21 protein-coding genes and 1 riboswitch are annotated in these 21,491 nt (G+C 58.8%); of the genes, 10 read left to right on the forward strand and 11 right to left on the reverse strand.

Annotated features, from left to right (window positions below; all coding sequences use genetic code 11):
* Nucleotides 1-89: 89 nt before the first annotated feature.
* Nucleotides 90-2,105, forward strand: a complete 2,016-nt coding sequence (gene uvrB / locus IM303_RS13925) for an excinuclease ABC subunit UvrB (RefSeq protein ID WP_193360023.1) — start codon at nucleotides 90-92, stop codon at nucleotides 2,103-2,105.
* Nucleotides 2,106-2,179: 74 nt separating this feature from the next.
* Here uvrB and yvcK read toward each other — a convergent pair whose 3' ends face one another.
* Nucleotides 2,180-3,088, reverse strand: a complete 909-nt coding sequence (gene yvcK, locus IM303_RS13930; RefSeq protein ID WP_028012420.1) for a uridine diphosphate-N-acetylglucosamine-binding protein YvcK — start codon at nucleotides 3,086-3,088, stop codon at nucleotides 2,180-2,182.
* Nucleotides 3,089-3,313: 225 nt separating this feature from the next.
* Nucleotides 3,314-3,447: riboswitch (molybdenum cofactor riboswitch) on the forward strand.
* Between yvcK and moaA the strand changes: the two genes are divergently transcribed.
* The 6 genes from moaA (at nucleotide 3,435) to IM303_RS13960 (ending at nucleotide 6,916) form a co-directional block, all read left to right on the forward strand.
* The gene (gene moaA, locus IM303_RS13935; protein WP_193360024.1) at nucleotides 3,435-4,424 is read left to right on the forward strand and encodes a GTP 3',8-cyclase MoaA; all 990 of its coding nucleotides are present in this window, start codon (nucleotides 3,435-3,437) and stop codon (nucleotides 4,422-4,424) included. Its footprint overlaps the riboswitch before it by 13 nt.
* A gap of 24 nt (nucleotides 4,425-4,448) precedes the next feature.
* Nucleotides 4,449-4,961, forward strand: coding sequence for a molybdenum cofactor biosynthesis protein B (moaB, locus tag IM303_RS13940; protein WP_028012422.1), 513 nt, complete (start codon nucleotides 4,449-4,451; stop codon nucleotides 4,959-4,961).
* Nucleotides 4,962-4,964: 3 nt separating this feature from the next.
* Entirely contained in the window at nucleotides 4,965-5,450 is a 486-nt protein-coding gene (gene moaC / locus IM303_RS13945; RefSeq protein WP_008501142.1) for a cyclic pyranopterin monophosphate synthase MoaC, read from the forward strand.
* Nucleotides 5,443-5,688 carry a molybdopterin synthase sulfur carrier subunit gene (gene moaD / locus IM303_RS13950; RefSeq protein ID WP_045259953.1) on the forward strand — a complete coding sequence of 82 codons (246 nt, stop codon included), beginning with the start codon at nucleotides 5,443-5,445 and terminating at the stop codon, nucleotides 5,686-5,688. The genes moaC and moaD overlap by 8 nt, the downstream gene beginning before the upstream one ends.
* Before the next feature lies 1 nt (nucleotide 5,689).
* Nucleotides 5,690-6,142: a molybdopterin synthase catalytic subunit MoaE gene (gene moaE / locus IM303_RS13955; protein WP_028012424.1), complete on the forward strand. Its 453-nt coding sequence runs from the start codon at nucleotides 5,690-5,692 to the stop codon at nucleotides 6,140-6,142.
* A 66-nt stretch (nucleotides 6,143-6,208) separates the two neighbouring features.
* Nucleotides 6,209-6,916, forward strand: coding sequence for a Bax inhibitor-1/YccA family protein (locus IM303_RS13960; RefSeq protein ID WP_010428846.1), 708 nt, complete (start codon nucleotides 6,209-6,211; stop codon nucleotides 6,914-6,916).
* 105 nt (nucleotides 6,917-7,021) lie between these two features.
* Here the strand turns inward: IM303_RS13960 and IM303_RS13965 are convergent, their stop codons facing one another.
* Genes IM303_RS13965 through IM303_RS13975 form a run of 3 tightly spaced genes read right to left on the reverse strand, consistent with a single transcriptional unit; the run spans nucleotide 7,022 to nucleotide 9,980 of the window.
* A complete protein-coding gene (locus tag IM303_RS13965; RefSeq protein ID WP_048959982.1) occupies nucleotides 7,022-7,984 on the reverse strand; it encodes a YbhN family protein in 963 nt (320 codons plus the stop codon).
* Nucleotides 7,984-9,222, reverse strand: coding sequence for a cardiolipin synthase ClsB (gene clsB / locus IM303_RS13970; RefSeq protein ID WP_048999200.1), 1,239 nt, complete (start codon nucleotides 9,220-9,222; stop codon nucleotides 7,984-7,986). The genes IM303_RS13965 and clsB overlap by 1 nt, the downstream gene beginning before the upstream one ends.
* Nucleotides 9,219-9,980, reverse strand: coding sequence for an endonuclease/exonuclease/phosphatase family protein (locus IM303_RS13975; RefSeq protein ID WP_041910727.1), 762 nt, complete (start codon nucleotides 9,978-9,980; stop codon nucleotides 9,219-9,221). Before IM303_RS13975 ends, clsB begins: the two co-directional genes overlap by 4 nt.
* 133 nt (nucleotides 9,981-10,113) lie before the next feature.
* Here IM303_RS13975 and IM303_RS13980 point away from each other — a divergent pair, with 133 nt between their 5' ends.
* Nucleotides 10,114-10,524 carry a YbhQ family protein gene (locus IM303_RS13980; protein ID WP_028012428.1) on the forward strand — a complete coding sequence of 137 codons (411 nt, stop codon included), beginning with the start codon at nucleotides 10,114-10,116 and terminating at the stop codon, nucleotides 10,522-10,524.
* Here IM303_RS13980 and IM303_RS13985 read toward each other — a convergent pair.
* From IM303_RS13985 to cecR, 5 genes are read right to left on the reverse strand one after another with little or no spacing between them, the layout of a single operon-like run.
* On the reverse strand, nucleotides 10,486-11,592 hold the full coding sequence (locus IM303_RS13985) for an ABC transporter permease (RefSeq protein ID WP_041910726.1): 1,107 nt from the start codon (nucleotides 11,590-11,592) through the stop codon (nucleotides 10,486-10,488). The two genes, IM303_RS13980 and IM303_RS13985, sit on opposite strands and share 39 nt — an antisense overlap.
* 9 nt (nucleotides 11,593-11,601) lie before the next feature.
* Entirely contained in the window at nucleotides 11,602-12,735 is a 1,134-nt protein-coding gene (locus IM303_RS13990) for an ABC transporter permease (protein WP_192986193.1), read from the reverse strand.
* Complete coding sequence (locus IM303_RS13995) at nucleotides 12,725-14,464, reverse strand: ATP-binding cassette domain-containing protein (protein ID WP_192986191.1); 1,740 nt, start codon at nucleotides 14,462-14,464, stop codon at nucleotides 12,725-12,727. Before IM303_RS13995 ends, IM303_RS13990 begins: the two co-directional genes overlap by 11 nt.
* Nucleotides 14,457-15,452 carry a secretion protein HlyD gene (gene hlyD / locus IM303_RS14000; protein ID WP_047368141.1) on the reverse strand — a complete coding sequence of 332 codons (996 nt, stop codon included), beginning with the start codon at nucleotides 15,450-15,452 and terminating at the stop codon, nucleotides 14,457-14,459. The genes IM303_RS13995 and hlyD overlap by 8 nt, the downstream gene beginning before the upstream one ends.
* Nucleotides 15,452-16,126, reverse strand: a complete 675-nt coding sequence (gene cecR / locus IM303_RS14005; protein WP_045630915.1) for a transcriptional regulator CecR — start codon at nucleotides 16,124-16,126, stop codon at nucleotides 15,452-15,454. Before cecR ends, hlyD begins: the two co-directional genes overlap by 1 nt.
* Before the next feature lie 205 nt (nucleotides 16,127-16,331).
* On the opposite strand from cecR, the gene rhlE reads away from it, so the two are divergent.
* Together rhlE and dinG are read left to right on the forward strand one after the other, a co-directional pair.
* The gene (rhlE, locus tag IM303_RS14010; protein ID WP_193360025.1) at nucleotides 16,332-17,714 is read left to right on the forward strand and encodes an ATP-dependent RNA helicase RhlE; all 1,383 of its coding nucleotides are present in this window, start codon (nucleotides 16,332-16,334) and stop codon (nucleotides 17,712-17,714) included.
* Between the two features lie 97 nt (nucleotides 17,715-17,811).
* Nucleotides 17,812-19,989 carry an ATP-dependent DNA helicase DinG gene (dinG, locus tag IM303_RS14015; protein ID WP_193360026.1) on the forward strand — a complete coding sequence of 726 codons (2,178 nt, stop codon included), beginning with the start codon at nucleotides 17,812-17,814 and terminating at the stop codon, nucleotides 19,987-19,989.
* Here the strand turns inward: dinG and IM303_RS14020 are convergent.
* Together IM303_RS14020 and IM303_RS14025 are read right to left on the reverse strand one after the other, a co-directional pair.
* Nucleotides 19,976-20,479 carry a fimbrial protein gene (locus tag IM303_RS14020; protein ID WP_047368144.1) on the reverse strand — a complete coding sequence of 168 codons (504 nt, stop codon included), beginning with the start codon at nucleotides 20,477-20,479 and terminating at the stop codon, nucleotides 19,976-19,978. The genes dinG and IM303_RS14020 overlap by 14 nt on opposite strands.
* A gap of 5 nt (nucleotides 20,480-20,484) precedes the next feature.
* Nucleotides 20,485-21,474, reverse strand: a complete 990-nt coding sequence (locus tag IM303_RS14025) for a fimbrial protein (RefSeq protein WP_193360027.1) — start codon at nucleotides 21,472-21,474, stop codon at nucleotides 20,485-20,487.
* Between the last annotated feature and the right edge of the window lie 17 nt (nucleotides 21,475-21,491).

Consider the following 21,491-nt stretch of genomic DNA (forward strand, 5'->3'; position numbering starts at 1 on the left):
TTTTTCATCCAGTGTTTTTTACTGGCATTCCTGGCAACAACGAGTAAAATTACTCACCTGCCGCTTATAACGTCATCAGGTCGTCGCCCATGAGTAAACCGTTCAAACTGAATTCTGCTTTCCGCCCCTCTGGCGATCAGCCTGAGGCGATCCGTCGTCTTAAAGAGGGGCTGGAAGACGGGCTGGCGCACCAGACGCTGCTGGGGGTAACCGGCTCGGGCAAAACGTTTACTGTCGCCAACGTGATCGCTGACCTGCAGCGCCCCACGATGGTGCTTGCACCCAATAAAACCCTCGCGGCACAGCTTTACGGCGAGATGAAAGAGTTCTTCCCAGAAAACGCGGTGGAGTATTTTGTCTCCTACTACGATTACTACCAGCCGGAAGCCTATGTGCCGAGCTCTGATACCTTCATCGAGAAAGATGCTTCGGTGAACGAACACATCGAACAGATGCGACTTTCGGCGACCAAGGCGCTGCTTGAGCGTCGCGATGTGGTTGTGGTCGCGTCTGTTTCGGCGATTTACGGCCTGGGCGATCCGGATCTCTATCTGAAGATGATGCTGCACCTGACGCAGGGGATGATCATCGATCAGCGCGCAATTTTGCGCCGTCTGGCCGAACTGCAGTACACCCGTAATGACCAGGCCTTCCAGCGCGGGACGTTCCGCGTACGTGGTGAGGTGATCGACATCTTCCCGGCGGAATCGGACGATATGGCGCTGCGCGTCGAGCTGTTTGACGAAGAGGTCGAGCGTTTGTCACTGTTCGACCCGCTGACCGGCCACGTTGAGTCGGTGATACAGCGTTTTACCATCTACCCTAAAACGCACTACGTGACGCCACGAGAGCGTATCGTGCAGGCGATGGAAGAGATCAAAGAGGAGCTTGCAGAGCGCCGTAAGGTGCTTCTGGCTAACAATAAGCTGCTGGAAGAGCAGCGCCTGAGCCAGCGCACCCAGTTCGATCTGGAGATGATGAACGAGCTGGGCTACTGCTCGGGTATCGAAAACTACTCACGCTTCCTCTCCGGGCGCGGGCCGGGCGAGCCACCGCCGACGCTGTTTGACTACCTTCCGGCCGACGGTCTGCTGGTGATCGACGAATCCCACGTCACGATCCCGCAGATCGGCGGGATGTACCGCGGTGACCGCGCGCGTAAAGAGACGCTGGTGGAGTACGGCTTCCGCCTGCCGTCAGCGCTGGATAACCGTCCGATGAAGTTTGAAGAGTTTGAGGCGCTGGCGCCGCAGACCATCTACGTGTCGGCCACGCCGGGCAACTACGAGCTGGAAAAATCCGGCGATGAGGTGATCGATCAGGTGGTCCGTCCGACAGGGCTGCTGGACCCGATTATCGAAGTGCGCCCGGTGGCGACCCAGGTGGACGATCTGCTCTCTGAGATCCGCGCCCGTTCCGCCATCAACGAGCGCGTGCTGGTGACGACGCTCACCAAGCGCATGGCGGAAGACCTGACCGAGTATCTTGAAGAACACGGTGAGAAGGTGCGCTATCTGCACTCGGATATCGACACCGTGGAGCGCATGGAGATTATCCGCGATCTGCGTCTGGGCGAGTTTGACGTGCTGGTGGGGATCAACCTGTTGCGAGAAGGTCTGGATATGCCGGAAGTTTCGCTGGTGGCGATTCTGGACGCCGATAAAGAGGGCTTCCTGCGCTCTGAACGCTCCCTGATCCAGACCATTGGCCGCGCCGCGCGTAACGTCAACGGGAAAGCGATTCTGTACGGCGACAAAATCACCCCGTCGATGGCGAAAGCGATTGGCGAAACGGAACGCCGACGCGAGAAGCAGCAGCGCTACAACGAAGAGCACGGCATTACGCCGCAGGGGTTGAACAAGAAGGTGGTGGATATTCTGGCACTGGGTCAGAACATTGCGAAGACCAAAGCGAAAGGCCGCGGCAAGGGGCGTTCAGTGGTGGAAGAAGATACCGTCGTACTGACGCCGAAGGCACTGCAGCAGAAAATCCACGAGCTGGAAGGGCAGATGATGCAGCACGCCCAGAACCTGGAGTTCGAAGAGGCGGCACAGATCCGCGACCAGCTGCATCAGCTGCGGGATCTGTTTATCGCGGCATCATAGGTAAAGCGGCGTGTAATCCCCCTCTCCCCGTGGGAGAGGGCTGGGGTGAGGGCATCAGGCCGCACAAAGCGAACCTAACCCAACGCCTGAATCGCTTTCTCCAGCGCCTCGCGCAGCAGGTGGCGGTCGTGACGATATTTAATATCGCTGGCTTCCAGCGGCTCCTGCACCACCACGCGATCGCCAATCCCTGTCACATCCACTTTTGGCCCAACCACGACACCGTCGATAATTTTCTTACCGACGTACTGCTCCATCAGGTCCAGCTTGTCCGCCAGCGACAGGCTCGCCGCTGCCGGACTCAGCTCACGGCCCAGGTTACCGATATAGACCATCGGGGCAGGAGTGCGACGCAGCGCCTGCGCCAGCTCTTTTACCAGCAGAATGGGCATCAGGCTGGTATAAAAACTGCCTGGACCGATCAGGATAAGATCCGCTTCACCAATGGCCTCCACCGCTTCCCGCGTGGCGGGTACGCTCGGATAGGTCATTAACTCCGTTGGCGGCAGGAGGAGCTGGTCAATATTCACCTCGCCGTAAACTTCATGCCCTTCGGCATCGATTGCCATCAAGTCAACCGGTTGTTCAGACATGGGGATCAGGAATGCGTCCACCTTGAGCAGATTACGGATTAAGTTGATGGCTTCCAGAGGCCGTACGCTCAGGTGATCCAGCGCCTTTAACATCAGATTTCCGAGGTTATGCCCGGAAAGTTCGCCATTGCCGCCAAAACGGTACTCAAACATCGCCGACGCGACGCTCGGCTCGGTAATTAACTGGTTCAGGCAGTTGCGCATATCTCCCCAGGCAATGCCGCCTTCAGCCCGCCTGATCCGCCCGGTTGAGCCGCCGTTGTCGGTGGTTGTCACTATCCCTGTCAGCCGTGAGCCCAGTGACGACAAAGAGGACATGACGCGGCCCAGGCCGTGGCCTCCGCCAAGAGCGACCACTCGGTCAAGATCCGCAAAAGTGCGATTGCGCATACGTATTCCTTATCACGTTCGATCGCGTAACAGTAACCTAACTACCCCCAAAAGACGATGCCTCACCCAATGCAAAATGACGTATATCAATGCGAAAATGCGGTTTTTAGGTATTCTGTAGCGAAAATGCAGGACTGAATCGCTATATACGTAATTATATAGCGAAAAGCGACAATGGCGGAGTGTCGATTTCCACGCTACTATCGCCATAACCACGTTTTCAAAACTGAAAACATACACTCTAGCCCTGGCGCCTGTGTCGAATGATATGGCGCCCTGGCCGTGGCGGATTTGCCACCAGGGTACAGAAAGAAATGACTGTGCCTCCCGATCTGGAAAGGTGTACATGGCTTCACAACTTACTGATGCTTTCGCGCGTAAGTTTTACTACTTGCGTCTGTCGATTACCGATGTGTGCAACTTCCGTTGCACCTACTGCCTGCCCGCTGGCTACAAGCCGGGCAGCGTCACCAATAATGGCTTTCTCTCCGTGGATGAAGTGCGCCGCGTCACGCGTGCGTTCTCTGAGCTCGGTACCGAAAAAGTCCGTCTGACCGGTGGCGAACCCTCCCTGCGCCGCGATTTCCCCGACATCATTGCCGCCGTTCGCGAAAACGAACGCATCCGCCAGATCGCGGTGACCACCAACGGTTATCGCATGGCGCGTGACGTGGCCAACTGGCGCGACGCTGGCCTAACCGCGATCAACGTCAGCGTGGACAGCCTTGATGCCCGGCAGTTTCACGCCATTACCGGTCAGGACAAGTTCCGCCAGGTGATGGACGGCATCGATGCGGCGTTTACCGCCGGGTTCGAAAAGGTCAAAGTCAACACGGTGCTGATGCGCGACGTAAACCACCATCAGCTGGACACCTTCCTGGCGTGGATTAAATCCCGTCCCATTCAACTGCGTTTTATCGAGCTGATGGAAACGGGCGAGGGCAGCGAGCTATTCCGCCGCCATCACATCTCCGGCATGGTGTTGCGCGACGAGTTGCTGAAACGCGGCTGGATCCACCAGATCCGCCAGCGCAGCGACGGCCCGGCACAGGTCTTCTGTCACCCGGATTACGAAGGCGAGATTGGGCTTATCATGCCCTATGAAAAAGACTTCTGCGCCAGCTGTAACCGCCTGCGCGTATCGTCGGTCGGCAAACTCCATCTCTGCCTGTTTGGCGACGGTGGCGTGGATCTTCGCGATCTGCTGGAAGACGATGCGCAGCAGGGCGCACTTCAAGCACGCATTTCCGAGGCGCTGACGCACAAAAAACAGACCCACTTCCTGCATCAGGGCAATACCGGCATTACTCAGAACCTGTCCTACATCGGCGGGTAATCAGTCTTTAGAAGGAACCAGAAGATGAGTCAGGTCAGCGCAGAATTTATCCCGACACGCATTGCTATTCTTACCGTTTCTGACCGCCGTGGAGAAGAGGATGATACCTCCGGCCACTGGCTGCGTGAGGCGGCCCATGACGCGGGGCATACCATCGTCGATAAAGCGATTGTGAAAGAGAACCGCTACGCCATTCGCGCGCAGGTCTCTCAGTGGATCGCCAGTGCTGAGGTGCAGGTGGTGCTGATCACCGGCGGCACCGGCTTTACCGCGGGCGATCAGGCCCCCGAGGCGCTGATCCCGCTGTTTGACCGCGAGGTAGAAGGCTTCGGCGAAGTGTTCCGCATGCTCTCCTTTGAAGAGATTGGCACCTCCACGCTGCAGTCGCGCGCGGTGGCCGGCGTGGCAAACAACACGCTGATTTTCGCCATGCCGGGCTCGACCAAAGCCTGCCGCACCGCATGGGAAAATATTATTGCCCCGCAGCTGGATGCCCGTACCCGTCCGTGTAATTTTCATCCCCATTTGAAGAAGTAAACTATGTCACAACTGACCCACATTAACGCCGCTGGCGAAGCGCATATGGTGGATGTCTCCGCCAAGGCCGAAACGGTGCGCGAGGCGCGTGCTGAGGCATTCGTCACCATGCTGCCGGAGACGCTGGCGATGATTATCGACGGCAGTCACCATAAGGGCGACGTCTTTGCCACCGCCCGCATCGCCGGTATTCAGGCTGCAAAACGGACCTGGGACCTCATCCCGCTCTGCCATCCGTTGATGCTAAGCAAGGTGGAAGTGAACCTGCAGGCGCAGCCGGAGCACAACCGCGTGCGTATTGAGTCCCTCTGCCGCTTAACCGGCAAAACCGGCGTGGAGATGGAAGCCCTGACGGCGGCCTCCGTCGCCGCGCTGACCATCTACGACATGTGCAAAGCGGTGCAGAAAGATATGGTGATTGGCCCGGTTCGTCTGCTGGCGAAAAGCGGCGGCAAATCCGGTGATTTTAAGGTGGACAGCCATGATTAAGGTGCTCTTTTTCGCCCAGGTGCGTGAGCTGGTCAATACCGACAGCCTGACGCTGGACGCCTCTTTTGAAAACGTCGCCGCCCTGCGCGCGCACCTGGCGGCACAAAGCGACCGCTGGGCGCTGGCGCTCGACGAAGGCAAGCTGCTGGCGGCCGTTAACCAGACGCTGGTGGAGTTCACCCACCCGCTGACTGAAGGGGATGAAGTGGCCTTCTTCCCGCCGGTCACAGGGGGCTAAGATGGCTGAAACCCGAATTCTGGTCGGTCCCGAGCGCTTTAACGTCGGTACAGAATATGACTGGCTGGCGGAGCGCGATGAAGACGGCGCGGTCGTTACGTTCACCGGTAAAGTGCGTAACCACAATCTCGGCGACAGCGTAAAAGCGCTGACGCTGGAGCACTATCCGGGCATGACGGAAAAATCGCTGGCGGCAATTGTGGATGAAGCGCGAGGCCGCTGGCCGCTCGGGCGGGTCACGGTGATCCACCGCATCGGCGAGATGTGGCCCGGCGAAGAGATTGTCTTTGTCGGCGTGACCAGCGCGCACCGCGGCAGCGCCTTTGCGGCAGGGGAGTTCATTATGGATTACCTCAAAACCAAAGCGCCGTTCTGGAAGCGCGAAGCCACGCCGGAAGGCGACCGCTGGGTGGAATCTCGCGACAGCGATAAACAGGCCGCCAGCCGTTGGTAGTCGGTTTACGTGGATGTGTTACTCTTAATGTGTGTGTCTCTTCTTAACCTTAATCAGGAGTGAATCATGGACCGATTTCCGCGTTCCGATTCAATAGTACAGCAGACCCGTAGCGGGCTGCAGACGTATATGGCGCAGGTGTACGGCTGGATGACGGTCGGCCTGCTGCTTACCGCGTTTATCGCGTGGTATGCGGCGAACACGCCTGAGCTGATGATGTTTATCTTCTCCAGCAAAATCACCTTCTTTGGGCTGATTATCGCACAGCTGGCGCTGGTGTTTGTGCTTTCCGGCCTGGTGCAGAAACTCAGTGCCGGAATGGCGACCACGCTGTTTATGCTCTATTCGGCGCTGACCGGGCTGACGCTCTCCAGCATTTTCATCGTCTACACCTACTCCTCCATCGCCAGCACCTTCGTGGTGACCGGCGGGATGTTCGGCGTGATGAGCCTTTACGGTTACACCACCAAACGTGACCTTAGCGGCTTAGGTAATATGCTGTTTATGGGGCTGATCGGGATTGTGCTGGCATCGCTGGTGAACCTGTGGCTGAAGAGCGACGCGCTGATGTGGGCCGTGACCTATATCGGTGTAGTAGTCTTTGTCGGGCTGACGGCCTATGACACTCAGAAGCTGAAAAACATCGGCGAGCAGATCGACGTGCGCGACAGTTCAAACCTGCGCAAATACTCGATTCTGGGCGCGCTGACGCTGTATCTGGACTTCATCAACCTGTTCCTGATGCTGCTGCGGATTTTCGGCAACCGTCGCTGAGGTTGTTTTGCCGGGTGGCGGTGCGGTCTGGTGCCCTCACCCTGACCCTCTCCCACGGGAGAGGGAACAAACGCTTAAAACGGCAACAAAGTTGCCGTTTTGCTTTTATTTCGCCATTGCCTTCTCATTTTTCGCCCGTAACTTTTTCGCCCGGCTCTCCAGCACCAGATAACAGACCGTTGCCAGCGCCAGCGGCAGGAAGTAATAGAGCATGCGGTAGGCGAGCAGGGCGGCAATAATCGTCCCCTGTGAAACATGTTCTCCGGCCAGCAGCGCGATAAACACCGCCTCCAGCACACCAATTCCCGCCGGAATATGCACGATAACCCCGGCGATACTGCTCACCAGCAGCACGCCCAGCACGAAGAAGTAGTTCACGTCCTCGCCAATCAACAGCCAGATGATCGCCCCCATCGCCATCCAGTTGGCGCTGGATACCGCCATCTGCAGCACCGCGAACTTCCACGACGGCAGTACCAGTTTCTGCCCTTTAATGGTCATATGGCGGCGTCTGGCAAAGGCGCAGGCCCACAGATACACGGCGATGATCAGCAGTAGCACGATGCCGAGAATGCGCAGCGTCGCTTCATCGATATACCAGTGCGCGGGCAGCTGCACCACGCCGATGGTGAAAATCACCCCGCCCAGCAGAATGTACCCCAGCCAGTTGGTGGTGATACTCAGCGAGAAAATGCGGGTGATGGTGCCACCCGGCAATCCGAGACGCGAGTACAGGCGATAGCGCATGCCGATGCCGCCCACCCAGGTGCTCAGCGTCAGGTTGAAGGCGTAGCAGATAAACGACACCAGCATCACCTGACGTTTAGCCAGCTTGTGGCCGCAGTAGGCACGACCGAGCAGATCATAGCAGCCGTACATCAGGTAGCTGACGATAACCAGCCCTACGGCACCGAGCAACACCAGCCGGTTATAGTTGCGGATAACCTTCCACACCTCTTCCCAGTCCACTTTCTGCGCGTAGACCACCAGCAGTACCGCGACCGCAATAAAAAATACCCAGGTGAGGATTTTTTTCGCCAGCCGCCAGCGAGGATGAGATTTTGACATCAGGGTTTGCCTCCATCTTCCGCTTCAACGCGGTCCTGGGTTTCCATTTCAGGCTGTACCGGCGGGTCAACCTGCGCCAGCTTTGGCGTATGCGCCGGCAGCCAGCCGACCATCGCCGGGAAGTGGCGCAGGAAGTGGAACACCACCACGCCGATGCCAACGTTCCACCAGCTCCGTTTCGGCACCATGGACTCATCCACCCGTACGCAGTCCTTATGGATAAGTCCCTGAAGGTTATCCCGCAGGGTCTGGTTAAACTGACGGTCGTGGATGATCAGGTTCGCTTCCAGGTTAAGCGACAGGCTCAGCGGATCGAGGTTACTGGAGCCGACGGTTGCCCAGTGGTCATCCATGACGGCCACTTTGCCGTGCAGCGGGCGGCGGCGGTATTCATATATCTGCACGCCGCTTTTCACCAGGTAGCGGTAGAGCAGGCGCGCGCCCACCTTCACAATCGGCATATCCGGCTCGCCCTGCACAATCAGTTTAACGCTCACGCCGCGTCGGGCCGCGTTGCGCATGGCGTGCAGAATACGGTAGCCGGGGAAGAAATAGGCGTTGGCGATAATCACTTCGCGCTTCGCATTGGCCAGCATCTTCAGGTAATGACGTTCAATATCGTCCCGATGCTCCTCGTTGTCCCGCCAGACAAACAGCGCCTGCGCTTCGCCGGGCTTGCGGTTCTCTTCCGGGCGATGACGGCGTCGCCACCAGCGGCGAGCGGCCTCTTTACCGGGCAAGTTTTCCAGCACGAACAGCTGGATGTCCTGAACCACCGGTCCCTCAATGCGGATCGCGTAGTCCTGCTTGGCCTCCGGGCCGTAATCCGACATATGCTCGGCGGAGTAGTTAATGCCGCCCACGAACGCCACCGTTTCGTCCACTACGACGATTTTGCGGTGCATGCGGCGGAACAGGTTGGTGCGCATGCCGAACAGACGCGGACCGGGATCGTAGTAGCGGAACACCACGCCGGCGGCGGTGAGCTCGTTAACAAATTCATCGCTAAGATCCGGCGAGCCATATCCATCGAGCAGCACCTCGATTTTTATCCCGCGCCGGGCGGCATGCAGCAGTACGCTGTGCAGCTGCCTGCCAACGTCGTCTTCAAACCAGATAAACGTTTCAAGGTAGACTTTCTGCTGTGCGTGGCTAATCGCCTCAAAAACCGCCGGATAGAAGTTATCGCCGTTTTCCAGCAGCGTAATACGGTTACCTTCCTGCCAGGTGCATTTCATAAGTGGATCTCCGCGCTCAGCGGGGCATGGTCGGAAAGATGTCGCCAGTTCAGTAACGCCAGCGCCGTCGGGCTGCTGGCATGCGCATTTTTCACGTAGATGCGGTCCAGGCGCAGCAGGGGGAAGCGCACCGGAAACGTCCGTGCGGGACGACCATGTGCCCTGGTGAAAATTTCCTCCAGTCCCGCTTTGACCTTCAGCGGATGGTTGGCGCGCTGCCGCCAGTCGTTAAAATCCCCGGCGACCACCACGGGTTCGCCTTCCGGCAGCGCATTGGTCCAGTCCGCCAGCATCTGCAGCTGCGCCTGGCGGTGGGCTTCACGCAGTCCGAGGTGAACGCAGCCCACGTGAACCGGAACGTCAAGTTCTGGCGGCGTGATGCGGCAGTAAAGCAGCCCGCGCTTTTCGCTCTCCCCGACGGAAACGTCCCGGTTCTCATAATGTTCTATAGGAAAACGCGACAGCACCGCATTACCGTGATGGCCTTCCGGATAGACCGCGTTGCGGCCGTAAGCGTAATCGCTCCACATGGTGTCGGCCAGGAATTCATAGTGCGGCGTATCGGGCCAGTTTTCGAAATGCATGGGGTGTACCTCGTGCGCGCCCATCACCTCCTGCAGGCAGACAATGTCCGCGCTGACGGTGCGTACCGCGTCGCGCAGCTCCGGTAAAATGAAGCGGCGGTTAAATGCTGTGAAGCCCTTATGAATGTTTATCGTCAGCACCTTAAGCGAGAAATGCTGCGTTTTTTTGCTCATAAACACCTTCCTGGGTGACTATCCCGATGAAAATAAAGTGTAGTCGGCGTCACAAAAAGATGCGGCGTTACGGAATTTTCCGTAAAGTGCGGTAGTCTGATTAAGCAGAGAAAAATCCTTCAGGAGAGAAGCCATGAAGTGGCAACAACGTGTTCGTGTCGCAACGGGTTTGAGTTGCTGGCAGATAATGTTGCATTTACTGGTCGTGGCCGTACTGGTGATGGGCTTAATGAGCGGCACGCTGGTGCGTGTTGGCTTAGGGCTATGCGTCCTCTATGGCGTCACCGTGCTGTCGATGCTGTTCTTACAGCGCCACCATGACGCGCGCTGGCGCGAGGTGGGTGATGTGCTCGAAGAGCTCACCACCACCTGGTACTTTGGTGCCGCGATGATCGTGCTGTGGCTGCTTTCACGCGTGCTGCAAAACAACCTGCTGCTGGCCCTCGCGGGTCTGGCAATCCTTGCAGGGCCAGCGGTAGTGTCGCTGCTCACTAAAGAGAAAAAGCTACGCAATGTTGCGTCTAAACATCGCATAGGCCACTGACCCCGTCGTGGCCGCTATGACCAGTAGCGGCCACAAACTTCCCCACACAATGTCCAGACTCGCATCCTTCAGATAGATCTGCTTGGTGATATCCGTAAAGTGTCGAATCGGGTTTATCCACGTTAAATCCTGCAGCCACACCGGCATGTTCTCGACGGGCGACACGTACCCGGAGAGCAGAATCGCCGGCATCATAAAGACGAATACCCCGATAAACGCCTGCTGCTGCGTGGAGCAGAGCGCTGAAATCAGCAGCCCAAACCCCACCAGCGACAGCCCGTAAATCACCATCGTGAAGTAAAACAGCGCCAGCGATCCGGCGAACGGGATCTCGTAGGCCCAAATTCCCACTCCCAGCACGATGGTGGCCTGGAAGGTGGCGACGATCAGCGCCGGCACCGCTTTGCCGACGAAAATCTGCCAGGTGGCGAGCGGGGAAACCAGCAGCTGATCCAGCGTGCCCTGTTCGCGCTCGCGGGCCACGGACAGAGAGGTCACGATCATCACCCCGATGGTGGTGATCATGGCGATCAGCGACGGCACCACAAACCACTTGTAGTCCAGATTCGGGTTGTACCAGTTGCGCACCACCAGTTCGCTGTTATTGGGCTTCGGTTTGCCCTCCATCAGCTCCTGCTGATACTCCTTCACTATCTGCTGCAGGTAGTTGGCCGCTATCTGGGCGCTGTTGGAGTTGCGCCCGTCGAGGATCAGCTGCATCGGCGCGGTCTGGAAGGTATCCAGATTGCGAGAGAAATCCGCCGGGAAACGCACCAGCAGCAGCGCTTTTTGCGTGTCGATAGTGGGCTGGATCTCCTGCGGGCTTTTCAGCAGCAGGATGTGGGTAAAGGCCTTCGCCCGGGCAAAACGCTGCGTCAGCTCGACGGCGTGTTTGCCGTTGTCTTCATTATAAATGGCAATGGTGGCGTTAGTTACCTCAAGGGTGGCGGCAAACGGGAACAATAAAACCTGAAGCAGCACCGGCAGCACCAGAATGGCGCGGGTTTGCGGCTCGCGCAGCAGGGACTGCAGCTCTTTGCGGATCAATGTCCATAAGCGGTGAAACATGTGCGCTCCTTAATCCAGTCGCCGTTTGGTTTTCAGCCACGTCAACCCGATAAACATCACCGCCGACGCCAGCAAAAACAGGGTATTGATAATCAGCACCACCGGAATATTCCCAGCCAGGAACAGGCTCTGCAGCGTGCTCACGAAGTAGCGCGCCGGAATGATGTAGGTCACAGCGCGGATCACCGCCGGCATGCTGTCTATCTGGAAGATAAAACCGGAGAGCATAATCGATGGCAGGAAGGCGGCGTTGAGCGCCACCTGCGCGGCGTTAAACTGGTTGCGGGTGACGGTGGAGATGAGCAGCCCCATCCCCAGCGTGCTGAGTAAAAACAGGCTGGTGATAAAGAACAGCACCACCAGCGAGCCGCGATACGGCACGCCAAGAATAAAGACCGCGACCAGCATGCAGAGCAGCATCGCCAGCATGCCGAGGAAGTAGTAGGGGATGAGCTTGCACAGCAGCAGCTCAACCCGCGTCACCTCGGTGGAGAGCAGCGCCTCCATAGTGCCGCGCTCCCACTCGCGGGCGATGACCAGCGAGGTGAGGATCGCGCCAATCACCGTCATAATGATGGTCACCGCCCCCGGAATAATAAAGTGCTGGCTGATGGCGGCGGGGTTAAACCAGTAGCGCGTCTGCACATCGATGAGCGGTTCAAACGTCTCGCCCCGGTCTTCGGCGCGCTGCATCTGCCAGAGCTGCCAGATCCCCTCCGCATAGCCCTGCACGAAGTTGGCGGTGTTCGGCTCGCTGCCGTCGGTAATCACCTGAATCGGCGCATCGGCACCCGGGCGCGCCATGTTGGCAGCGAAATCCACCGGGATGACGATCAGGCCGCGAATTTTCCCGGCCTGCATTTTCTGGATCAGTTCCTGCCGGTTGTCGCTGACGGTAGCGTCAATGTAGGGTGAGCCGGTCATGGCATGGGTGAAGTCCAGCGCCTCTTCGCTCTGCTGCTCCAGCAAAATCCCGACCCGCAGCTTGCTGGAGTCGAGGTTAATGCCGTAGCCAAAGATAAACAGCAGCAGCAGGGGGATCACCACCGCAATCAGCCAACTGCTGGGATCGCGCACGATCTGCCGCGTCTCTTTGATGCACAGGGCGCGCACCCGGCGCCAGGAAAGGACGTTACTGCGCATGAGCATTCTCCTTATCCCAGTCGTGGATGAGGGTGATAAACGCCTGCTCCATGGTCGGGTCTGGCTGTGCGTCGTCGGCGGCCTGCGCTTTCAGGTCGTCCGGCGTGCCGTGGGCAATCAGCTTGCCGCGATAGACCAGCCCGATGCGGTCACAGTATTCCGCCTCATCCATAAAGTGGGTGGTGACCATCACGGTCACGCCTTTTTCCACCATGCTGTTGATATGCAGCCAGAACTCGCGGCGGGTGAGGGGATCCACGCCTGACGTGGGTTCATCAAGAAACAGGATATCCGGCTCGTGCATCAGCGAGCAGGCCAGCGCCAGCCGCTGCTTAAAGCCGAGCGGCAGCTCGTCGGTGGCGTGGGACGCAATATTCGTTAACCCGAAGGCGTCGCTCATGCGGCGGATTTTTTCATTCTGCGCCCGCCCGCGCAGGCCGTACACGCCGGAGAAAAAGCGCAGATTCTGCTCGACCGTCAGGTTGCCGTACAGGGAGAACTTCTGCGCCATATAGCCGAGATGCTGGCGCGCTTTGCCGGAACTGACCTTGAGATCCATGTCCAGCACCAGCGCCTTGCCGGACGTCGGGACCAGCAGGCCGCACATCATCTTAAAGGTGGTCGATTTTCCCGCGCCGTTCGGCCCGAGCAGGCCAAATATCTCGCCGCGCTTCACCGCAAAGTTGACGTTGTCGGTGGCGGCGAAATCGCCGAATTTTTTGGTGAGCGATTTCGCTTCAATAACCGTTTCGCCCGGCGTGCCTTCCACCGTGTGCAGGATTGCGCCAAGGGGCGATTCCGATGTGCCTGCACCGCCCAGAAGATCGATAAACGCATCTTCAAAGCGCGGGGCGGTCTCGTCCATTTCAATCTCAGGCATGCCCGGCGCACGGCGAATATCGTCGACGGTGGCCTCTTTTTTGAGGATCACGCGTACCGAGCGGCCCTGAATCATCCCGTCACTCACCTGCGGCAGCTTCAGCACCCGCTGCAGCAGCCTGCGGTTGGACTCCTGCGGGCTGTGCAGCAGAAAACTGCGCCCGGCCATGGTGTGCGTCAGCTCGGTCGGTTCGCCCTGATAGAGCAGTTCGCCTTCGTTCATCAGCAGCACGTCCCGGCACTGCTCGGCCTCGTCGAGGTAGGAGGTGCTCCAGAGGATCAGCATTCCGTCGCCCGCCAGCTCGTGCACCATCTGCCACAGCTCGCGGCGGGAAATCGGGTCTACACCGACGCCGGGTTCATCGAGCAACAGCACATTTGGTTCGCCCACCAGCGTACAGGCCAGCCCCAGTTTCTGCTTCATCCCGCCGGAAAGCTTGCCCGCCAGCCGGTCGGTGAACGGGCCGAGGGAGGTAAATTCGAGCAGTCGGGCGAAGGTTTTCTGCCGGGTTTCACCGGTGACGCTGCGCAGGTCAGCGTACAGATTGAGGTTCTCCATCACCGTCAGATCTTCGTACAGGCCAAACTTCTGCGGCATATAGCCGAGCATGGCGTGGAGCGCGCCGTCGTCCTTTATCGGGTCAAGGCCAAGCACGCTGGCCGAGCCTTCATCCGGCTTCAGCAGCCCCGCCAGCATCCGCATCAGCGTGGTTTTGCCCGCGCCGTCCGGGCCCACCAGTCCGGTCACGTAGCCTTTCTGAATGGTGCAGTTCAGCGGCGCGACCGCCGGTTTATCCATTCCGGGGAAGCGTTTGACCAGATTATTGAGCTGGATAACCGCATCATTCATGTCGTTCCCCGTCGTTTAAGGTCACGGTAACAGGCATGCCCTGACGCAGCGCGTCGTCCGCGTCGGTGACGATGATGCGCAGGCGGTACACGAGGTCGGTACGCAGATCCGGCGTTTCTACCGTTTTCGGCGTGAATTCGGCGGTAGGGGAGACAAAGCCCACTTTGCCGTGATACGGCTTGTCCGGGCGACCGTCGGTATAGAGCAGCAGCTCGCGGCCCGGCTGCATCTGGCCGAGATTCGGCTCATCAATGTAGGCCCGCACCCATACCGGACGGGTTAAGGACAGCGTCAAGACGGTGCTGCCCGCGCTGAGCATGCTGCCCGGCTCTACCGCGCGGGTCATCAGCGTGCCGTCAGACGGGGCGGTTAAGATAGTGTCGTGCAGATCCAGCTCCGCCTGAGCCAGCTGCGCCTGCGCCTGCTCGAGGCTAGCCTTCGCCTGGGCGATGTCCTGCTCGCGGTTACCGGAGCGGTACTGGCTTAATTTATCCTGCGCGGATTTCAGCGTCGCCTGCGCCTGGTCGCGGGATGACCGCGCGTTTTCCAGATCGTTGGCGGAAATGGTGCGGCTTTTCCACAGCCCCTGCTGGCGGTTATAGAAGTTCTGCGCGTAGTCGTAGGCGGCTTTGGCCTGCTTAACGGCGGCAGCGGCCTGGGCAATCTCCTCATCGCGATAGCCCGCCAGCATCAGGTCATACTGCGCCTGGGCGACGGAGACGCCGGCTTTTGCCTGCATCAGCGCGTTCTCAAAGGGGGCTTTGTCCAGCACGCCCAGCGTCTGCCCGGCTTTGATGGCATCGCCTTCGTCAACGCTCAGCGAGGCGAGACGTCCGCCGACGCGGAAGCTCATATTCACCGTGCGAATATCCACGTTACCGTACAGCGTCAGGCCCCGATCCTGCTGGCTCTGATACCACAGCCAGCCACCGATTCCCGCGGCAAGCAAAACAACAACCACCAGAACGATGGTGACAGGTTTTTTCATCACTTCAGGCTCCTTTGCGTTAAGCCTTGCAGGATCAGATCGAGATGACAGGTGATGACCTGGCTAATCTGCGCGGCTTTATCCTCATCGAATTGTGCCCAGCCCGTGCGTAACAGGATGGTTTCACGCCCCAGACGGAAGGCGAGAATTTCGCCCAGCAGGGCGTGGGTATGCAAAATGGTGTCGGTATCGCTGGCGTCCCGCCCGGTGTAGGCGGCAATCAGCCGGGTCAGATGGGTGTGCATCGGGGCAATCACCTGATCGTGTACCAGCTGATAAGCGGCAGTGGGGGAGAGCTGCTCGCGGGAGATAAATTTGCTCAGGTTGAGCGTATCGTCGTGCGTCAGCAGGCGGATCATATTGTGGCAGGCATTGAGAATAAGTTGCCTGATAGCGGTACGATCCGGCGTCGGCTGGCTCAGCAGCGCGCAGGCCTCCTCAACGTGTGGGCGAAAATTGTTGCCGATAAAATCGGCAATCCACTGGGCGCAGGCGAGGTATAAATCCTCTTTTGAGCCAAAATAGTAGGTAATGGCCGCAATGTTTTGCCCGGCCTGGGCGGCGATATCCCGCGTGGTGGCATGCAGGCCATACTCGCCAAACTGCGCCAGCGCGGCGGCGATAAGCTGGCTTTTGGCCTGTTCACCTTTGGTTGTCGTCGGTGTCGTATTCATGTTGGCATTAAAAATTAATCAATCGATTGATTAAAATTATACCTAAATCGCTAAATCGTCGAGGGATACGACAGGGATATTTTATGCGCCACGTCACAAAAGCTGCTACACTCCGCACCTTCGCGACATTGTGGTTTTTGTCCTTCTATTCGTGATATCTCCCTGAAAACTACACCTGTGATGGTCGGGGCGGTTCGGAGTTTTTATGTCTTTTGATTCCCTTGGCCTGAACCCGGAAATTCTGCGCGCGATCGCAGAGCTGGGCTACGTTGAGCCAACCCCTATCCAGCAGCAGGCTATTCCGGCCGTGCTTCAGGGCCGTGACCTGATGGCCAGCGCCCAGACCGGCACCGGTAAAACCGCGGGCTTTACCCTGCCGCTGTTAGAGCTGCTGGTAAAAAACCAGCCGCACGCCAAAGGCCGTCGTCCGGTGCGCGCGCTGATCCTCACCCCAACCCGCGAGCTGGCAGCCCAGATTGGCGAGAACGTGCGTGAGTACAGCCGCTATCTCAACATTCGCTCGCTGGTGGTTTTCGGTGGCGTGAGCATTAACCCGCAGATGATGAAGCTGCGCGGCGGCGTGGACGTGCTGGTGGCAACGCCGGGCCGTCTGCTGGATCTGGAACACCAGAACGCGGTGAAGCTCGACAGCATTGAAATTCTGGTGCTGGACGAAGCCGACCGCATGCTCGATATGGGCTTCATTCATGATATTCGTCGGGTGCTGGCGAAGCTGCCGCCGCGTCGCCAGAACCTGCTCTTCTCCGCGACCTTCTCCGATGAGATCAAGGCGCTGGCGGAAAAGCTGCTGCATAACCCGCTGGAAGTGGAAGTGGCGCGCCGCAACACCGCTTCCGAGCAGGTGACGCAGCACGTTCACTTTGTGGATAAAAAGCGCAAGCGGGAGCTGCTCTCCCAGATGATCGGTCAGGGCAACTGGCAGCAGGTGCTGGTCTTTACCCGCACCAAGCACGGTGCCAACCACCTGGCGGAACAGCTGAATAAAGACGGCATCCGCAGCGCGGCGATCCACGGTAACAAGAGCCAGGGCGCGCGTACCCGCGCGCTGGCGGACTTCAAGTCCGGCGACATCCGCGTGCTGGTGGCGACCGACATCGCTGCCCGTGGCCTCGATATTGAAGAGCTGCCGCACGTGGTGAACTACGAGCTGCCAAACGTGCCGGAAGATTACGTTCACCGTATCGGTCGTACCGGCCGTGCGACAGCAACAGGTGAGGCGCTCTCTCTGGTCTGCGTGGACGAGCACAAGCTGCTGCGCGACATCGAACGCCTGCTGAAGAAAGAGATCCCGCGCATCGAAACCCCGGGCTATGAAGTGGACCCGTCCATCAAAGCCGAGCCGATTCAGAACGGTCGTCAGGGTGGTGGTCGCGGTCAGGGCGGCGGTGGTCGCGGCCAGCAGCCGCGTCGTGCTGAAGGTGGCGCGCCGAAGTCATCCGGCAAACCGCCTCGTCGTAATAACGACGGCAAGCCGGCCGGTGAAAGCCCGTGGCGCAGCGGCGAAGGGAAACCGGCAGGCGAGGGGCAGCGCCGACGCCGCCCGCGCAAGCCTGCTAACCCGCAGTAATCTGGAAGCCCGGTCGTAAAGCCGGGCTTTTCTTTTTGCGACGGCGAAGAGAAAGTGCCACAATAGTGGCTGTTTATACAGTATTTCAGGTTTTCCAATGGCTTTAACCGCGGCGCTGAAAGCGCAAATAGGCGCCTGGTATAAGGCGCTTCAGCAGCAGATCCCCGATTTTATCCCCCGAGCGCCGCAGCGGCAGATGATTGCCGACGTGGCAAAAACGCTCGCCGGGGACGACGGGCGACATCTGGCGATTGAAGCCCCGACCGGCGTTGGGAAAACCCTGTCGTATCTCATTCCCGGCATCGCCATCGCGCGGGAAGAGGACAAAACGCTGGTGGTCAGCACTGCGAACGTGGCCTTGCAGGATCAGATCTTCAGCAAAGATTTGCCGCTGCTGCGCAAAATTATCCCCGACCTGCGGTTTACCGCCGCCTTTGGCCGCGGGCGGTATGTCTGCCCGCGTAACCTGGCGGCACTGGCCAGCAGCGAACCGAATCAGCAGGACCTGCTCGCCTTTCTGGATGACGAGCTGACGCCAAACAACAAAGCCGAGCAGGAGCAGTGCGCAAAGCTGAAAGCCGAGCTCGACGGCTATAAGTGGGACGGCCTGCGGGATCACACCAGCCTGGCGATTAGCGACGACCTGTGGCGCAGGCTCAGTACCGATAAAGCAAGCTGCCTGAACCGCAACTGTCACTACTACCGGGAATGCCCGTTCTTCGTCGCCCGGCGCGAGATCCAGGAGGCGGAGGTGGTTGTCGCCAACCACGCGCTGGTGATGGCGGCGCTGGAGAGCGAAGCGGTGCTGCCGGAGCCGAAAAACCTGTTGCTGGTGCTCGACGAAGGCCACCACCTGCCTGACGTGGCGCGGGACGCGCTGGAGATGAGCGCGGAAATCACCGCTCCGTGGTTCCGACTTCAGCTGGATCTGTTCTGCAAACTGGTGGCGACCTGCATGGAGCAGTTTCGCCCGAAAACCACGCCGCCGCTGGCGGTCCCTGAGCGGCTGAGCGACCACTGCGAAGAGGTTTACAGCCTTATCTCGTCTCTGAATAACATCCTCAATCTTTATCTTCCGGCAGCCCAGGAGGCAGAACACCGCTTCGCGATGGGGGAGCTGCCGGAAGAGGTGATGGAGATCTGCCAGCAGCTGGCGAAGCATCTCGAAAAGCTGCGCGGGCTGGCGGAGATGTTCCTGAACGACCTCAGCGAGAAAACTGGCTCGCACGACGTGGTGCGGCTGCACCGCATTCTGCTGCAAATGAACCGCGCGCTGGGGATGTTTGAGGCGCAGAGCAAGCTCTGGCGGCTGGCCTCGATGGCGCAGGCGTCGGGCGCGCCGGTCACCAAATGGGCCACCCGGGAAATGCGGGACGGGCAGGTGCATCTCTTTTTCCACTGCGTGGGCATCCGCGTGGCCGATCAGCTGGAAAAGCTGATCTGGCGCAGCGTGCCGCACGTGGTGGTGACCTCCGCGACCCTGCGCTCTCTGAACAGCTTTTCACGGTTGCAGGAGATGAGCGGCCTGAAGGAGAAAGCGGGCGATCGTTTTGTGGCGCTGGACTCGCCGTTCAACCACTGCGAGCAGGGCAAGCTGGTCATTCCACGCATGAAATACGAGCCGCTTATCGACAACGAAGAGCTGCACATTGCGGAGATGGCGGCCTACTTCCGCGAGCAGGTCGAAAGTAAAAAATATCCCGGCATGCTGGTGCTGTTTGCCAGCGGGCGGGCGATGCAGCGCTTCCTGGAGCACGTCACCGACCTGCGTTTACTCCTGCTGGTGCAGGGCGACCAGCCCCGTTACCGGCTGGTGGAAACGCACCGCAAACGTATTGATAACGGCGAGCGCAGCGTGCTGGTGGGGCTACAGTCCTTTGCCGAAGGGCTGGATTTGAAGGGGGATTACCTGACGCAGGTGCATATCCATAAGATCGCCTTTCCGCCTATCGACAGCCCGGTGGTGATCACCGAGGGCGAGTGGCTGAAAAGCCTCAACCGCTATCCGTTTGAGGTGCAGAGCCTGCCTGCGGCGTCGTTTAACCTGATTCAGCAGGTGGGGCGTCTTATTCGTAGCCACGGCTGCTGGGGTGAGGTAGTGATTTACGACAAGCGTTTGCTCACCAAAAACTACGGTCAGCGGCTGCTGAACGCACTGCCGATCTTTCCGATTGAGCAGCCGGAGGTGCCTGAAGTAAAAAAACGCCCGGCAAAACTGGCCGCCGGGCGCAGGAAAAGCATCCGTGCTAAGGGGCGTGGTCCTACTGGTAAGTAAAGGTCACCTGAATCACGCTGCTGAACGTGCCTGCAGAGACGGGCATAGACGTGGCGTAATAGCGGGCGGAGAGCGGAAACGTGGCCGTGTGGTCAGCCGGGTTAATCGGCACGTTAAACGCCGCCTGCGGGGCGATCAGGATCTTGTCCTGTCGGTCGGCCAGCTCCAGCGCCAGCCCCTTCGCGCTGCCGGTGTTGGCGAATTTGGTCGGGTGCACGCTGTCTGCCTGGCCGTAGAAATAGGCCGTGGCAAGCGCCAGCGTGGCGGGACAGTGCGATACCGAGAGCGAAAAATCTTTCCATTCGCCGGTATCCCCTACATCTTTAAAATTACCTGATACTGCCTGGCCTAAATCTACCGTCAGGTTGCGGCTGGCGCTGTCAATGACGCAGGTGTTGGCGTAAATATTCCCCGTCATCTGGATCTGAATATCATCGGCGTGGGCCTGGGCTATCAGGCCCAGCGCCAGCATCAGAGCTGTCTTTTTCATGAGCGTCACTTATAAGCGAGGGTAACGGTGGCGACGGTGTTGGCCGGGCCTGGCGTCACGACGTTGCTGGTTTGTTCGTAGCGAACCTCAAACGGGATCGCCAGCGTCTGGTTGGCGATTGCCTGTCTTTGGGTGTTCACGTAGGTATCAAAGGTGGCGAGATGGTCGTCAAACAGCATTCTGACCCCGACGCCGGTAGCCATGCCGGGCTGCCGGGTGAGTTTGATCACCCCTTCGAACGCGGTTTCGTAGCCGTTCGAACTGGTGACCTTCACCTCAGGCTGCACGTTGCTGTTGCAGTTCACCGTCACGTCAAAGTTTTGCGCCGGGCTGGATAGCATCCCCACGCTGACAAAATCGCTGACCGGAAAGTCGCCCAGATTGATGGTCAGGTTTTTTGGGGAGACGGAGCAGGTGACGTTCTGGAAGTTAACGTTTCCTGCGTAGGCGATAACATTGGGTGAACCAATGCCGTCGTTGCCATATACGCCAATACCGAACTCTGTTTGCGCCTGAAGCAGCGTGCCGGACTGTACCGCATCACTGGTTTTAACCAGCTCAAGCGTGACGTTAAAATCAAAGGACTGAGATCCATCGGTCGATACATAGCCGATGGGCGTACTGCGGGAATCGCAGGCGACCTTTCCCCCGCCTGAAATGCGCTGGCCCTGGTCGTTCCTTAAGGCAATGCCGACTCCAGGCACGCCTGTGTCATAAACGCCGGTCAACCCGGGTATCTCCGAACCACTTCCGTAATAGCAGGAGATGATTTCCATCCCGCTTTCGTAAGGATGGTTGCAGTTACCCGCGACGTGCACAGTCTGCTCCGTACCGGGAATGGTAGCGCCTACTGCCAGCGTCGTCGGGACCGAAATGGTGGCAACGTTGATCATTTTCGGCATATCGGGCGTAGTGCAGTCAGCCTTCGCATGCGGCATAAATAATGCCGCGGTGCCCAGAATCAGTAAGAAAAAGCACTGTTTTATCATTTGCATAGTCGTTAGCCTGAACG

The organism is Enterobacter cloacae complex sp. P38RS (genome assembly GCF_014930775.1).
Classification (GTDB): Bacteria; Pseudomonadota; Gammaproteobacteria; order Enterobacterales; family Enterobacteriaceae; genus Enterobacter; species Enterobacter bugandensis.